Origin of the sequence: Methylorubrum rhodinum (assembly GCF_014199935.1) — a bacterium.
Classification (GTDB): Bacteria; Pseudomonadota; Alphaproteobacteria; order Rhizobiales; family Beijerinckiaceae; genus Methylobacterium; species Methylobacterium rhodinum.
The window spans coordinates 59,069-73,753 of record NZ_JACHOP010000019.1; the positions used below are offsets into that span (position 1 = coordinate 59,069).

15 protein-coding genes are annotated in these 14,685 nt (G+C 72.8%); 4 read left to right on the forward strand and 11 right to left on the reverse strand.

The genetic code is table 11. The features are described 5' to 3' along the window. Positions 1-79: 79 nt before the first annotated feature. Positions 80-1,630, reverse strand: coding sequence for a 2-isopropylmalate synthase (locus tag HNR00_RS18595; RefSeq protein ID WP_183571862.1), 1,551 nt, complete (start codon positions 1,628-1,630; stop codon positions 80-82). A gap of 390 nt (positions 1,631-2,020) precedes the next feature. Here HNR00_RS18595 and HNR00_RS18600 point away from each other — a divergent pair, with 390 nt between their 5' ends. Continuing rightward, positions 2,021-2,350, forward strand: coding sequence for a hypothetical protein (locus HNR00_RS18600; RefSeq protein WP_183571863.1), 330 nt, complete (start codon positions 2,021-2,023; stop codon positions 2,348-2,350). 1 nt (position 2,351) lies between these two features. Here HNR00_RS18600 and HNR00_RS18605 read toward each other — a convergent pair whose 3' ends face one another. From HNR00_RS18605 to pdxY, 3 genes are read right to left on the reverse strand one after another with little or no spacing between them, the layout of a single operon-like run. Continuing rightward, the gene (locus HNR00_RS18605) at positions 2,352-3,083 is read right to left on the reverse strand and encodes an NUDIX hydrolase (RefSeq protein WP_183571864.1); all 732 of its coding nucleotides are present in this window, start codon (positions 3,081-3,083) and stop codon (positions 2,352-2,354) included. Next, positions 3,073-3,990, reverse strand: a complete 918-nt coding sequence (locus tag HNR00_RS18610) for a PhzF family protein (protein WP_183571865.1) — start codon at positions 3,988-3,990, stop codon at positions 3,073-3,075. Before HNR00_RS18610 ends, HNR00_RS18605 begins: the two co-directional genes overlap by 11 nt. Before the next feature lie 12 nt (positions 3,991-4,002). Next, a complete protein-coding gene (pdxY, locus tag HNR00_RS18615; RefSeq protein ID WP_183571866.1) occupies positions 4,003-4,854 on the reverse strand; it encodes a pyridoxal kinase PdxY in 852 nt (283 codons plus the stop codon). A 122-nt stretch (positions 4,855-4,976) separates the two neighbouring features. Here pdxY and HNR00_RS18620 point away from each other — a divergent pair, with 122 nt between their 5' ends. After that, complete coding sequence (locus HNR00_RS18620; RefSeq protein WP_183571867.1) at positions 4,977-5,498, forward strand: DedA family protein; 522 nt, start codon at positions 4,977-4,979, stop codon at positions 5,496-5,498. A 1-nt stretch (position 5,499) separates the two neighbouring features. Further along, the gene (locus HNR00_RS18625) at positions 5,500-6,276 is read left to right on the forward strand and encodes a cobalamin-binding protein (RefSeq protein ID WP_183571868.1); all 777 of its coding nucleotides are present in this window, start codon (positions 5,500-5,502) and stop codon (positions 6,274-6,276) included. Positions 6,277-6,336: 60 nt separating this feature from the next. Here HNR00_RS18625 and HNR00_RS18630 read toward each other — a convergent pair whose 3' ends face one another. The 3 genes from HNR00_RS18630 to HNR00_RS18640 form a co-directional block, all read right to left on the reverse strand. Further along, positions 6,337-7,170: an ABC transporter substrate-binding protein gene (locus tag HNR00_RS18630; protein ID WP_183571869.1), complete on the reverse strand. Its 834-nt coding sequence runs from the start codon at positions 7,168-7,170 to the stop codon at positions 6,337-6,339. After that, complete coding sequence (locus HNR00_RS18635; RefSeq protein ID WP_183571870.1) at positions 7,143-7,859, reverse strand: ATP-binding cassette domain-containing protein; 717 nt, start codon at positions 7,857-7,859, stop codon at positions 7,143-7,145. Before HNR00_RS18635 ends, HNR00_RS18630 begins: the two co-directional genes overlap by 28 nt. A 199-nt stretch (positions 7,860-8,058) precedes the next feature. Beyond that, positions 8,059-8,754, reverse strand: a complete 696-nt coding sequence (locus tag HNR00_RS18640) for an ABC transporter permease (RefSeq protein ID WP_183571871.1) — start codon at positions 8,752-8,754, stop codon at positions 8,059-8,061. A gap of 83 nt (positions 8,755-8,837) precedes the next feature. Between HNR00_RS18640 and HNR00_RS18645 the strand changes: the two genes are divergently transcribed. After that, the gene (locus HNR00_RS18645; RefSeq protein ID WP_183571872.1) at positions 8,838-9,830 is read left to right on the forward strand and encodes a substrate-binding domain-containing protein; all 993 of its coding nucleotides are present in this window, start codon (positions 8,838-8,840) and stop codon (positions 9,828-9,830) included. Between the two features lie 3 nt (positions 9,831-9,833). Here the strand turns inward: HNR00_RS18645 and HNR00_RS18650 are convergent, their stop codons facing one another. From HNR00_RS18650 to HNR00_RS18665, 4 genes are read right to left on the reverse strand one after another with little or no spacing between them, the layout of a single operon-like run. Beyond that, complete coding sequence (locus HNR00_RS18650) at positions 9,834-11,081, reverse strand: molybdopterin molybdotransferase MoeA (protein WP_183571873.1); 1,248 nt, start codon at positions 11,079-11,081, stop codon at positions 9,834-9,836. Next, positions 11,081-11,617 (reverse strand): molybdopterin-guanine dinucleotide biosynthesis protein B, encoded by a 537-nt coding sequence (mobB, locus tag HNR00_RS18655; protein WP_183571874.1) that lies wholly within the window; start codon positions 11,615-11,617, stop codon positions 11,081-11,083. The genes HNR00_RS18650 and mobB overlap by 1 nt, the downstream gene beginning before the upstream one ends. Continuing rightward, positions 11,614-13,593, reverse strand: a complete 1,980-nt coding sequence (locus tag HNR00_RS18660) for a molybdopterin biosynthesis protein (protein WP_183571875.1) — start codon at positions 13,591-13,593, stop codon at positions 11,614-11,616. The genes mobB and HNR00_RS18660 overlap by 4 nt, the downstream gene beginning before the upstream one ends. After that, positions 13,590-14,684, reverse strand: a complete 1,095-nt coding sequence (locus HNR00_RS18665) for a molybdopterin-binding protein (protein ID WP_183571876.1) — start codon at positions 14,682-14,684, stop codon at positions 13,590-13,592. The genes HNR00_RS18660 and HNR00_RS18665 overlap by 4 nt, the downstream gene beginning before the upstream one ends. Position 14,685 lies beyond the last annotated feature (1 nt).

Here is a 14,685-nt window from a genome sequence, read left to right on the forward strand (position 1 = left end):
CCTGGAGCCCTCCTTCGAGGCTCAGCCTTTGGCTGAGCACCTCAGGATGAGGAGGAGGGTGGGATGATCGCGGCGTCGGTCACACCACCGCGGCGTGCTGCGCGTGCAGACGCACCGACACCGCCGAGAGCTTGTTGAGCGCCGACAGATACGCCTTGGCCGAGGCCACCAGCGTGTCCGGGTCGGCGCCGCGGGCCGTCACCGAGCGCTCGCCGGCCTTCAATCGCACCGAGACCTCGGCCTGCGCGTCGGTCCCCTCGGTCACGGCGTGGACCTGATAGAGCTCGAGCACCGTGTCGTGCGGCACCATCGCGTGGATGGCGTTGAACACCGCGTCCACCGGCCCGTTGCCGTCGGCTTCCTCGGTGAAGGTGCGCCCGTCCATCTCGATCTTCATCGTCGCGCGCTGCGGGCCCCGCGTGCCGGCGATCACGGAGAGCGAGACCAGCTTAATTCGGTCGTGCGCGGTGGCGAGGTTCTGATCGACCAGCGCCTCGATGTCCTCGTCGTAGACGTGCTTCTTGCGGTCGGCCAGATCCTTGAAGCGCTCGAACACGTCCTGCATCTGGTTGTCGGACAGCGAGATGCCGAGTTCGGCGAGCTTCGACTTGAAGGCCGCCCGGCCCGAATGCTTGCCCATCACCAGCGAGGTCTTGGCGAGCCCGACCGAGGCCGGCGTCATGATCTCGTAGGTCTCGGAATGCTTGAGCATGCCGTCCTGATGGATGCCGCTCTCGTGGGCGAAGGCGTTCCGGCCGACGATGGCCTTGTTGTACTGCACCGGGAAATTCGCTGCGTGGCTGACGAGCTTCGAGGCGCGGGTCAGCATCGTCGTGTCGATGCCGGTGTCGTAGGGCATCACGTCGGCCCGCGTGCGGATCGCCATGACGATCTCTTCGAGCGCCGCGTTGCCCGCCCGCTCGCCGATGCCGTTGACGGTGCACTCGATCTGGCGCGCGCCGCCTTCCAGCCCCGCGAGCGAGTTCGCGACCGCGAGGCCCAGATCGTCGTGGCAATGCACCGAAAAGATCGCCTTGTCGGCATCCGGCACGCGCTCGCGCACGGCGCGGAACATCGCGCCGTATTCCTGCGGCGTGGCGTAGCCCACCGTGTCGGGCAGGTTGATCGTGGTGGCGCCCGCGCGGATCGCCGCCTCGACGCAGCGGCACAGGTAGTCGATGTCGGTGCGGGTCGCGTCCATGGCCGACCATTCCACGTCCTCGACGAGGTCGCGGGCCTGGGCCACGGTCTTCAGGATGATCTCGATCACCTCGTCCTGCGTCTTGCGCATCTGGTGGGCGAGGTGGATCGCCGAGGTCGAGACAAAGGTGTGGATGCGCCCCCGCTGCGCATGGCGCACGGCCTCGCCCGCACGGGCGATGTCGGCGGGAATCGCGCGGGCGAGCCCGGCGACGGTGGCGCGCTTGGTGCGCCGGGCGATCTCGGACACCGCCTCGAAATCGCCGTTCGAGGCGATGGGGAAGCCCGCCTCGATGATGTCGACGCCCATCCCGTCGAGGAGTTCGGCCACCGCCAGCTTCTCGTCGAGCGTCATGGTGGCGCCGGGGCATTGCTCGCCGTCGCGCAACGTCGTGTCGAAGATGACGACGCGGTCCTTGGTATTCGCCATGGGTCTATCCTCGCGGCCGGCGCGCTCGACCTCGTGAGGAGCGGCGTCGGAATAAGCCTGTCGGTTCCGGGTTCGAGCGGCATCCCCTGAGAGCCCAGGCGCGCGCCCGGACGGCCCTCAGGGGCGGCTAAGAAGCAGGCCGACGAGGATGAGCGCGCAGGCCGACGCGGCCGCGAAAGCGGCGCCGTCGATCGTCTGCACGGAGCGGCCAGGGGCCACGCTCGGTCTCCTCAGGGGCTGACTCGCCGGCATAAGGCCCGCGACCAGGGTTCGCGTGTGTATCGATTGGTGGGGAGTGTGACAAGCGCGACCCCGCGCCGTGATTGACCGTCCTTCCGACGCATCGCACAAGCTCGGCCTTATCGAACGCGTCTGCCGGGAGACCTCGTCGTGCCCTCGCCCCGTTCCGCCATCGTTTTGACCGTCCTCGCTTCGTCACTCGGCGCCTGCCAGTCGAGCGCACCGCCGCCGGTCGCGGCGGTGGCCGCGGCGCCCGCCCCGGTGATCGCCGACTTGGCTCCCGGCGCCGGCTGCGGCCCGACCATCGCGCGGACGCAATCCATCGTCGCGGGCGATGTGAAGACCGGCGACCTGTCGGAAGCGGTCGGCCAGCGATTCGGCGCGGATCTCGGCAAGGCGGCCGACGCCTGCGCGGCAGGGCGCGACGCGGAGGCCTTGCGCCTGCATGCGGCGGCCAAGGCGCGGTACGGCTACCGGTAGTTCACCCCGGAAACACGCTCGCCAGATAGGCCTGCACGAAGCCCGGCATCCGTCCCGCGTCGATATCGGCCCGCGAGCGGGCGACGATGCTGTGGGCGAGTTCCGGCTCGTCCTCGTGGCCGCGATGGGCGTCGATCCGCGCGCTCAACGCCTCGGCGTCGAGATCGAACCGGACCGGGCGCAGGAAGGCGAGCTGGCCGTCGCCGCGCAGCAGAACCCAGTCCTGCGCCGCGTCGTCCGGCAGGGGCAGGCCGGTTTCCTCCAGAAATTCGCGTTCGGCGCTGCCGGCGAGGTCCACCACCTCGCCGTCACGAAGGTCGCCAGGGTCGGGCGTGCCGCAGGGGAAGTAGATCTGCCCGGCATTGGCGGTGTGGGCGCCCATCACGCCGAGCACCACGGCGCCGTCCGCGGTGTGCGGCACGATCGCCGCGAAGGCGTTGGCGACGAGCGCGTCCGGCACGCCCGCATCGCGAAACGCGATGAAGCGGGAATAGCGCGCCTCGAAGAACGCCGCCTCGCAGGCGCCGTCGGCGATGGAGCAGCCGCTCGCCAGATAGACCGGGCCGTCGAAAAGGCCCGGCGTCTTTTGCCGGCGCCGCTCCCAGTTGCGATCGATCGCCTCGGCGTTGTCGCGGGCCCAGGCCCAGTCGTAAGCGGCCAGACGAGCGGTGATGTGCTTCAGCGGCGTCAGGGTGAAGCCCGGCGCGGGCAGGCTCTCGCCCTCAATCGACATGCATCGTGCCTTCCGCGACCAGCACGGCGCCGCCGCCGATCTCGGCGGAGCGCAGGGCGCCGTCCGCGATGACGACTTGCAGGTCGATCGCGCTCGGGCGGCCGATGGCGACGCCTTGGCGGATCAGCACGTCGTGGGTGCCGTCGCCCAGCGGCTCGAACTGCATCAGCACGCCGGCGAAGGCCGCCGCCGCGCTGCCCGTCGCTGGGTCCTCGCGTACGCCCAGCCGCGGGGCGAACATGCGGGCCTGATACTGGAGCCCGATCCCCTCGGGATCGACGGCGTAGAGGTAGAGCGCGTCGGCCCCCTCAGGATACAGCCGGGCGAGGCCGGACTCGTCGACCCGCGCCCGGTCGAGCGCCTCGCGGCTCGCCACCGGCACGAAGGTGAAGTCCGGGCCCGCCCCGTGCCGGCTCGGACGATGGCGGTCGAAGCCGATGTCGGAGGGCGACAGCCCGAGCACCTCGGCGAGCGCGTCCGCCGCCGGCGCCTCGCCGAGATAGGTCGGCAGCACCGGCAGCTTGAACCGGGCGCGGCCGGAGCGTCCGTCGGCCCCGGTCTCGACCACGCAGGAGACCGTGCCGATCCGCTCCTCCAGTCCGAAGGCGAGGGCGTCGGCCCCGGTTCGCGCGGCGCGGTCGTGCAGCGCCAGCAGCACCGCGGTGCCGATGGTGGGATGGCCGGCGAACGGCAGTTCGCGGGCCGGGGTGAAGATGCGGAGCGAAGCCCGGTGACGCGCCTCGGCGGGGGCGGCCACGAACACCGTCTCGGACAGGTTGAACTCGCGGGCGACGGCCTGCATCTGCACATCGTCCAGGCCGCCGCTGTCGAGCACCACCGCCAGCGGGTTTCCGGCCAGCGCCGTGTCGGTGAAAACGTCGAGGGTGGCGAAGCGGCGTTTCGGCATCGAATATCCTTATCAGACGGTTTCGACCGGGAAGGCGTTCGTGGGCGCGACGAACTCGTCCTGCGCCTCGACGGTCAACAGCTCCTCGGCCCCGGCTTCCGCCGTGCGGCGCAGGAGCCCGTGGATCGAGGCCGCCGCCATGCCGAGCGCGAGCGCCGCCGAGCGGGTGCGCCAGTAATGCACGAGGTAGAGCGCGGCCACCGCATCGCCCGCGCCGGAGACCGCCTTGAGGTCGAGCCGCGGCGTGCGCACCCGCCAGAACGCGCCGCCTTCGCCCGCCATCATGTCGATCGAATCCGCGGGCGTCTCGGCGGTGACGAGCGAGGTGACGAGCACCACCATCGGACCCAGCGCCTGCACCGCCCCGACCGCCGCCTTGGCGCCCGCCAGCGTGTCGGTGGGCGTGCCGGCGATCAGGTCCAGCTCGAACTGGTTCGGCGTCAGGATGTCGGCCGCCGGCACCGCCTGATCCCGCATGAAGTCGGCGATGCCCGGCCGCACGTAGACGCCGGCATAGGTGTCGCCGATCACCGGATCGCAGCAATACAGCGCCTCGCGGTTGGCCGCCCGCACGGCGGCGACCGCCCGCAGGATCGCGGTGCCGATATCAGCCGAGCCCATGTAGCCGGAGAGCACCGCGTCGCAGTGCTTCAAGGCGCCCCGCTCGGCCACGCCCTGCACCACCTCCTCGACCGCCGGCCCGTCGAACACCCGGCCGCGCCACTTCCCGTAGCCGGTGTGGTTGGAGAACTGCACCGTGTGCACCGGCCAGACCTCGACGCCGAGCCGCTGCATCGGGAAGACCGCGGAGGCGTTGCCGACATGGCCGTAGGCGACGTGCGACTGGATCGACAGAACCTTCATGACGCTCCGGATATGCCGTCTTGCACCGCTTTCGTAGCCCGCCGCGCCGCGCGACGCATCCCATGCGCCTATCGCCGCGTTGCGGCTCCGAATAGACAAGCGTCGCGGCGCACGGGGGCGGCATGGATTTCGAGACGATCAAGACGACCGTGCTGACCTTCGTCGAGACGCACAGGGCCTGGGCGCCGGTCGTGACCGCCGTGATCGCCTTCTGCGAATCGCTTGCCTTCCTGTCGCTCCTCGTGCCTGCGACCTTCATCCTGCTCGCGATCGGCGCGCTGATCGGATCGAGCGATCTGCCGTTCTGGCCGATGGTGATCGGGGCCGGCATCGGCGCCGGCCTCGGCGACTGGGTGTCCTACGAGGTCGGCCACTACTTCAAGCACGACGTCAAAAAAGTCTGGCCGATGAAGCGCTATCCCGAGATGACCGACAAGGCCGAGGACTTTCTACGACGCTGGGGCGCGGGCGCGGTGGCGATCGGGCGCTTCATCGGCCCGGCCCGCGCGGTGGTGCCGCTGGTCGCCGGCTCCTTCGGCGTCAACCGCATCCCGTTCCAGATCGCCAACTGGCTCTCGGCCTTCGTCTGGGGCTTCCTCATGCTCGCCCCCGGCGCCGGGCTGCTGACGTGGTTCAAGCATTAGGATGCGCGGCTTCCCGCCCGAACGCATCGTCTGCCTGACGGAGGAGACCGTCGAGACGCTGTATCTGCTGGGCGAGGATCACCGCATCGTCGGCGTCTCGGGCTACGCGGTGCGCCCGGCGCGCGTGCGCAAGGAGAAGCCGCGGGTCTCGGCCTTCACCAGCGCCGACCTGCCCAAGATCCTGGCGCTCGAACCCGACCTCGTTCTCGCCTTCTCCGACCTCCAGGCGGAGATCGTGGCGAACCTCGCCCGCGCGGGCGTCGCCGTCCACCTGTTCAACCAGCGCGACGTGGCCGGCTGCCTCGCGATGATCCGCACGCTCGGCGCCCTCGTCGGCGCGCCCGAGCGGGCCGAGGCCCTGGCGCTCTCCTACGAGGCGCGGCTCGCTCAAGCCTCTGCCGCGACGGCCGGGCGCGCACGTCCAAAAGTCTACTTCGAGGAATGGGACGAGCCGATGATCTCCGGCATCGGCTGGGTCTCCGACCTGATCGGCCATGCCGGCGGCCGGGACGTGTTTTCGGCGTTGAGCCGGATGCAGGCCGCCAGGGACCGCATCGTCACATCGGAACAGGTGATCGCGGCGGCGCCCGACGTGATCCTCGCCTCGTGGTGCGGCAAGCGCGTCAACATCGACCGCATCCGCGCCCGGCCGGGTTGGGACGCGATCCCCGCGGTCGCCGCGGGGCGCATCCACGAGATCAAGTCGCCGCTGATCCTCCAGCCGGGACCGGCGGCGCTGACGGACGGGTTCGACGCCATCCGGGCGGCGCTGGGGTGACGCGCCTCCCGGTCGATCGCGCGCCGGGCGGTCGGGTGTCGGGGCGAGAGCCCGAACGGCCTACTTCGCCCCCTTGTCCGCGCTCGGGAAGAACAGCTGTTCGCCGCCGATCTTGTAACCGGCGATGGCCGCCTGACCCTCGGGCGAGACCAGCCAGTCGACGAAGGCCTGGCCCTCCTTCGCCTTCACGGTCGGATGCTTCTCGGGGTTCACCAGCATCACGCCGTAGGGATTGAACAGCTTCCGGTCGCCCTCGACCAGAACGGTCAGGTCGCCGCGGTTCTTGAACGAGAGCCACGTGCCGCGGTCGGCGAGGATATAGGCCCCGAGCGCCGAGGCCGTGTTGAGGGCCGGGCCCATGCCCTGGCCGACGTCGCGGTACCACTCGCCCTTGGCGGCGGCGAGATCGACGCCCGCCTCCTTCCAGGCCCGCACCTCCGCGCTGTGGGTGCCGGAGCGGTCGCCGCGGGAGACGAACGGCGCCTTGGCCTCGGCGAGCTTGCGGAACGCATCCTGAAGACCCGCGCCCTTGATGCCCGCCGGGTCGGATTTCGGGCCGATCACGACGAAGTCGTTGTACATCACGTCCTTGCGCGCCTTGGCGAAGCCCTCCGTGACGAACTTGTCCTCCGCGGCGCGGTCGTGGACCAGCACCACGTCGGCGTCGCCCCGCCGGGCGGCGTCGAGGGCCTGTCCGGTGCCCAGCGCCACGACCTTCACCTCGATCCCGGTCTTGTCCTTGAACAGCGGCAGGATGTGCTTGAACAGGCCCGATTGCTCGGTCGAGGTCGTGGAGGCGACGACGATGGATTGCGGCTCGGCTTGCGCCGGCACGGCGGCGGCGAGGCCGGCGAGCAGGCCGAGGGTCAGGAAGCCGCGGCGAAGGATGTCCAAGGCAGTTCTCCGGTGAGGTAGGCCCGGGCTTCGGGCGTTCGGGGTGAGAAGAGGATGGTGCGGGTCGGGCCCTGCTCGACGGTACGGCCGGCCTCGAGCACGGCCACGGTCTCGGCGAGCCGGGCGACCTGCCCGAGATTGTGCGAGACGAGGAGCACGGCGGTGCCGCCCCGCGCCATCTCGGCGACGAGATCCTCGACGATCGCCGTCGCCCCCGGATCGAGGCTCGCGGTCGGCTCGTCGAGGAGGAGGAGGGCGGGGCGCAGGGCCCAGGCGCGGGCGAGCGCCAGACGCTGCTGCTCGCCGCCGGAGAAGCGGGTGGCGGCGTCGCCCGCGCGATGGCCCAACCCGACGCGGGCGAGCGCGGCGGCGACGCGCTCGCCCCGCTCCCGGCGGGAGAGCCCGAGCGACGCCAGCGCCAGGGCGACGTTGGCGGCGGCGCTCGCCCGCACCAGGGCGGTGCGCTGGAAGACGAAGGCCGAGCGGCCGGGGCTGACCCGCACCGCTCCGGAATCGGGCCGCAGCAGGCCGTCGATCACCCGCAGGGTCACGCTCTTGCCGGCGCCGTTCGGGCCGATCAGCGCGGTGACGCCGCGGGCCGGCACGTCGAGGGTGAGCCGGTCGAGGATGGGGCGACCGCCCAGCGCAAGGCTCACGCCGTCGAGGCGGATGGCGGGCTCCGCGCTCATGCGGGGAACCGATGCTTCGACGACTCGAAGGGATGCGCTTCTCCTCCCCCTTGCGGGGAGGAGGGAGGAGGTGGGGGTGGTTCAGGATGAGGTGCCCCGGTGCCTTCTGCCCGACCCCCACCCCTGACCCCTCCCCGCAAGGGGGAGGGGACCCGCGCTTGGTCCGGCCATCCGGTGGACGCTTCGGCCCGAGGACGGATCATCCGTAGGCCCTCGCCGCATGCCCCCGCAGCAGCGCGGCGGCGGCGTTGACCGTGATGACGAGCCCCATCAGCACGAGGCCCAGCGCCAGGGCGAGGCTGAGGTCGCCCTTCTGCGTCTCCAGCGAGATCGCCGTCGTCATGGTGCGGGTGTGGCCGTCGATGTTGCCGCCGACGACGAGGACGGCGCCGATCTCCGAGATCGCCCGGCCGAACGCGGCGAGCGCCGCCGTCACCAGCGAGAACCGCACGTCGTAGATCAGCACCATCGCCCGTCGCGGGGCCGAGAGGCGCAGCGAGCGCAGCTGCTCGCCGAGATGCGCCTCGGCATCCGCCACCACCTGCCGGGACAGCGCGGCGACCAGCGGCGTGGCGAGCACGGCCTGGGCCGCCACCATGGCGCCGGGGGTGAACAGCAGGCCCAGCGGCCCGAGCGGGCCGGAGCGGGAGAGAAGCAGGTAGAGCACCAGCCCGACGACGACCGGCGGCAGGCCCATGAAGGCGTTGAGCCCGGCGACCAGCGCATCCCGCCCGGGAAAGCGCGCCACCGCGACGAGCGCGCCGAGCGGGATGCCGAGGACGAGGCCGATGCCCACCGCCGTGAGGCTCACGCGCAGGGACAGCCACGCGATCGCGACGACGTCGCGGTCGAGGGTCCACAGGCGGGCGAACGTCTCGTGGAGGGTCTGGGTCATCGCCGCGGCCGGCGCCGGGGCTGCGCCTCGATCCGCCGGATGCTACGCCACGTGGGCGAAGATCAATAGGAAAGGGCTTGCATATGAGGGTGAGCCTGCGGATGGAGGGCCGCGCGGGCGGCGGCCGGGCCGACATCGCGCTGGGGCCGACGCATGCGTTGCTGGAGGCCCTCGACCGTTCCGGCTCGCTCCAAGGCGTGGCGGAGGAACTCGGCGTCTCCTACCGCTCGGCCTGGGGGCAGCTCGCCGCGCTGGAGCACGCGCTCGGCCGCCCGGCGGCGGTGAAGACGAAGGGCCACGGCAGCGTCCTGACCCCGCTCGGGACCGGCCTGCTCACCCTGCTGCGGGCCTCGCAGGTGCGGCTCGGGCCGGCGCTCGCCGCCGAGGAACTGGCCCTCGCCGAGGGGCTGCGGCGCCTGCTGCAGCCGGAGGTGGCCCGCATCCGTCTCGCCGCGAGCCACGATCCGCTGCTTCTCGAAGCCGTGGAGGCGCGGCCCGAGATCGATCTGATGATCGCGGGCAGCCTGGACGCGCTGGCGCGGCTGCGCGAGGGCGCGGTCGAGGCCGCGGGCTTCCACTTCGGCGCGGACGGGCCGCCCCCGCCGCCCTTCGACGCCCTGTTCCGCGACGCCGAACTCGCGGTCGCGCCGCTGTTCCGCCGGGAGCAGGGCCTGCTGCTGGCCCCCGGCAACCCGCTTCGCCTGACCGGCGTCGCCGACATCGCCGCGCGAAGAGCGCGGTTCGTGAACCGGCAGCGGGGCGCGGGCACCCGCATCTGGTTCGAGCGGCTGTGCCGGGAGGCCGGCCTGCCGGTCGACGAGATCATCGGGTACCACAGCGAGGAATTCACGCATCAGGCGGTGGCCGCGCTCATCGCCACCGGGGCGGCGGATGTCGGCATGGGCACCCGGGCGGTGGCCGAGCGCTTCGCCCTCGATTACCGGCCGCTCGGCTGGGAGACCTACTATCTGGCCGCCCGCGCCGCGCTGCCGCCGGAGCGGTTGGCGCCGCTGCGCGACCTGATGCGCAACCGCGCCCGCGCGGTCTCGGGCTACGCCCCGCCGCCGGAGGCTTGAGCCTCACCAGAGCAGGGCGTGGGGATAGAAGGCGAGAAGATCGCCCGGCGCGACGCCGGTCGTGTCGTCGGGCAGCTCCACGAGACCGTCGCTGCCGGTGAGCGAGGTCAGCACGCCCGCCCCGTCCCGCGGAAACTTTGTTGCGGTCAGTCCGTCCGCGTCCCTGGACAGGATGACGCGCACGAATTCCCGGCGGCTCTGCTTCTTCTTGTACGGAAATCCGGAACGCACGGGGACAGCGAGGGGCGGCGCGTAGCGCGCGCCGCCGAGCGCCGCGAGCAGCGGCCGCACCACGAACAGCAGCGTCACGTAGACCGCGACTGGATTGCCCGGCAGGCCGAGGAAGGGCGTGCCGGCCACCAGCCCGGCCGCCACCGGCCGGCCGGGCTTGACCGCGAGCCGCCACAGCACGAGCCGTCCGATCGCCTCGACCGCGGCCTTCACGTGGTCCTCCTCGCCGGTCGAGACGCCGCCGGAGGTGAGGATCAGGTCGTGGCCCTCCGCCGCCGCCGCGAGACGGGCCGGCAGCGTCGCGGGATCGTCGCGCAGGATGCCGAGATCCGAGACCGCGCAGCCGAGCCGGTGGAGAAGCGAGGCGAGCAGCACCCGGTTCGAATCGTGGATCGAACCCGGCCGCAGGGCCGCGCCGGGCTCGGCGAGTTCGTCGCCGGTGGAGAACAGGGCCACCCTGAGGCGCCGCCGCACGGTGAGGCGCGCATGGCCGGTGGCGGCGGCGAGCGCGAGGTCCTGCGGCCGCAGCCTCTGCCCGGCGGGAATCGCGAGCGCGCCGCGCGCCATGTCCTCGCCCGCGGGCCGGGCGTTGGCGCCGGGCTTCAGCCCCGGCGGCAGGGCGACGTGGTCGCCGTCGCGGCGCACGTCCTCCTGCATGAACACCGTGTCGGCACCCGGCGGCATCGGCGCGCCGGTGAAGATGCGGATCGCTCCGCCCGGCCAGTCATCCTCCGCCGCACGGCCCGCGGGCAGGCGGCCGGTGACCGGCAGCACGGTCTCGGTGCCGTCGGCGAGGTCGGCGTGGCGCACGGCGTAGCCGTCGACCGCGGAGTTGGCGAAGGGCGGCAGGTCGTGCTCGGCGAAGACGTCCGCGGCCGCGACGCGCCCGTCGGCCTCGGCCAGCGGCACGATCTCGGTCCCGGCGATCACCGGAAAACGCTCGGCGATGCGGGCGACCGCCTCCTCGATCGCCAGGAGCTTGCCGCCGAAGGCGAAGCAATCGTCGGTGAGCTGGGCCATCAGGCGGTCTCCAGCCGGGCCAGCACCGCATCGAGCGGCTCGGCGAGGCGCTGCACCAGATCGGCGATCGCGGCGATGTCGTCGAGCCCGGCCACGGGGAGACCGGCTTGCGGGAACGGCACGTCGCTGGCGATGCCGACGATGCGGGGATCGTCGGGGTGGATCGGCGGGCGGCCGTTGGCCTCGCGGAACACTTCGAGCTTGAGATGGGCCTCGCGCTTGAAGCCCTCGACCAGGGCGAGGCCCTCCGGCGTCAGGCGCCGCAGCAGAGCGGGCAGGCGGGCTTCCTCGCCCTCCTCGACCTCGCGGATCTGCGCCCAGCGCCGGGCGGAAGAGACGATGACCTCGCTCGCGCCCGCCTGCCGATGGACATGCGAGTCCTTGCCCGGATGGTCCACGTCGAAGCCGTGATGGGCGTGCTTGAGCGTCGCGACGCGCACGCCCCGGGCGACGAGGAGCGGGATCAGCCGGGCGAGCAGGGTGGTCTTGCCCGCCCCGCTCCAGCCGGCGAGGCCGATGACCTTGAGCCCGCTCATGCGGCATCTCCCGCCGGTGTGAAGCCGAGTTCGGTCAGCGCCGCCGCAGTCTCGGATGCGCGCAGCAGCGCCAGGAAAGCCGCGAGCGCCGGGCGCTCCTCCGTGCCGGCCGCGTAGGCGAAGTCGTAATGCTCCTCCGTCAGCGGCAGGAAGCCGAGGCCGTAGGCGGCGGCGACGCTGGCGATGGCCACGCCCCAATCGGCCCGCCCCTGCGCGACGGCGGCCGCGACGGCGTTGTGCGAGCGCGGCTGGTTCCAGAAGCCCGGAGGCCGCGCGCCCTTGAGCAGGCCGTCGACGAGGAGGCGCGTGCCGGAGCCGGCATTGCGGTTGACCATCACGGCATCGGCATCCGCCAGGGCCGCGGCGACGCCGTCCCCGGCGCCGCGGCCCTCGAAGCGCCCGTCGCCGGGGCGGAACACCACGCCCTGAAGCCGGCGCCAGCCGGGGGCGAGGCGCATGCCGGGCTCCAGGAGCGGGGCGTTGTAGCGGCCGGTCTCGGGGTCGAGCAGGTGCATGGCGGCCAGATCGCACTCGCCCCGCCGCAACGCCGCGAGCCCTCCCGCCGAGCCGACCCAGACGGTGCGGGCGGTGAAGCCGCGCTCGGCCACGAGGCCGACCAGCCGGTCGAGCCCGACGCAGTGGCTGCCGACGATCGTCAGGTCGGGCGCCCGCACGCCGGCGCCGAGCCGCACCACCGAGACCGTCTCGCCCGCCTCCAGCCCGGAGCGGGCCGCCGGAATCGCGAAGAAGCCGTCGGCCTGGGAGAAGGCGGTGACCGAGCCCGAGCCCTTCGGCAGCGGCAGAGCCACCGGCCCCTCGGGCCCGCGGCCGAGCGAGGCCATCACGAATTCGGTGCGGCCGAGTTCGGACGGCACCCGCTGCGGCAGGCTGGCGGCGACCGCCTGCTCCTCCCGCGGCGGCAGGCCGGCGAGGGCGCGGACCAGCGGCACGACGAAGTCGTGGAAGGTGAACATCGCCGAGGTCGGGAAGCCCGGCAGCACGACGACCGGCGTTCCGTCGGCGACCGCGAGGCAGAGCGGCTTGCCGGGCTTCAGGGCCACGCCGTGGACGAGGATGCCGGGCGAACCCAGCCGGTCGAGGATGCGGTGGGACACGTCGCCCGCGCCCTTCGAGGTGCCGCCGGACAGGACGACGAGATCGTTGCCGGCCAACGCCTCGCGCAGGGCCCGTTCGAGGGCGGCCTCGTCGTCGCGCACGATGCCGAACGACACCGGCTCGCCGCCGTTCTCGGTGACGGAGGCCGCGACGATCGCCCCGTTCGAATCGTAGATCGCGCCGGGTGCCAGCGCCGCGCCGGGCGCCGTCAGCTCGTCGCCGGTGGAGAGGATCGCGACAAGCGGGCGGCGCACCACCGGCACCGCGGCGATGCCGCAGGCCGCCAGCATGCCGATCTCGCGGGCGGTGATCGTCAGCCCCTTGCGCAGGACCGTCTCGCCGAGCGCCATGTCGGCCCCGGCGTAGCCGATGAACTGGCCGGGGCGCACCGGCGCGGCGACGTCGATGGCGAGCGCGCCCTCGTCGAACTCCGTCTGCTCGACCATCACCACGGCGTCGGCCCCGCGGGGGATCACGCCGCCGGTGGCGATCGGCGTGGCGGTGCCGGGCTCGATCGCCAGCGCCGGGGCGACGCCGCAGGCCAGGATCTCGCGGTTGAGGGCGAGCCGCCGAGCCCGCGCAGGGCCGGCGCCCTCGGTGTCGGCGGCGCGCAGCGCGAAGCCGTCGACCAGAGCCCGGTCGAAGGGCGGCACGTCGATCGGCGAGGCGACATCGCCCGCGAGCACCCGGCCGAGCGAAGCGGCGAGCGGCACCGTCTCCGGGCGAAGAGCCACGTGCGGCACCGCCCTGCGAAAGGCGGCCTGCGCGTCCTCCCGGCTCACGACCGTCAGGAACTGCTCCTGACGCGAAGCGGCCGCGAGGCGGCGGACGAAATCCTCGGTGTCGCGGGGCTCGCTCACAGGTCCCAAACCTCGACCTCGGTCCCCTCGGGATAGCCCTCGTGCTCCGGCGGTACCAGCACGGCGACATCGGCGTGTACGAGACACCGCAGCGGCAGGTCCACGCCGCCGAGCGGCTCGACGCCCCGCGCGACCCGGCGTCCGACCACGATCTCGCTCAGGCCGATGCCCGACGCGATCTTTTTCGTGAGGACCGCAGGGGTCGGGGCCGGCGGGGCCGAGCCGGACAGCGCCGCGACGAGCGGCCGGCCCAGCGCCAGGAACACCGCGACCGCCGCCTCGGGCCGGCCCGGCACGAGCAGCACCGGGCGCCCCTCCACCTCGCCGATCCCGGCGGTCTCGCCCGGCCGCAGGGCGATGCCGTGGACCAGCAGCCGGCCGGCTCCGGCGAGGCCGGCGGCGCTGTGATCGGTGCGCCCGAGGCCGGTCCCGCCGAGCAGCAGCACGGCGTCGGCCTCGACGCCGCGGATTTTTTCCGCGATGGCCTCCGCCTCGTCGGATGCCTGCGCCGTCACGACCCCTGCGCCCTCCCGCGCGGCGAGGGCCGCCAGGAACGGCGTCAGCGCATCGGGTTCGGACGGGCCGGTGGCGACGAGGGCGACGCGCGGTCGCCGGATGTCGATGGTCGCCACCCCGCAGGCGGCGAGCGCCAGAAGATGGCGCGGCTCGATCCGTTCGCCCGCCGCGACGAGGGAATCGCCCTTCAGGAAGTCCTCGCCCGGCGCCCGCACGCCTTCGCGGAAAAACACCTCCGCGACGGCGTCGCGCCCCTCCAGTCCCTCGGGCGCCAGCACCGCGTCGGTGCCCGCGGGCAGGGTGTGTCCGGTCTCGATCCAGGCCGGTGCCTGCGACAGCCGCACCGGCGCGTAGGGCGAGGCGCCACCGACGAGACTCGAGTCCACGGCGTAGCCGTCGCGCAGGGACGTGGGCTCGGTCGGCCGGTCGCGCGGGGCTTGGATCGACGTTGCGGCGATGCGGCCCAGCGCTTCGGCGAGCGGCACCCTCTCCGGCGAAACCGGCCGGGCCAGCCCGAGCAGGAGCGCGCGCGCTTCGGCGAGCGGCATCAATGCCGCCGAGGCTGTGCGCGTCATG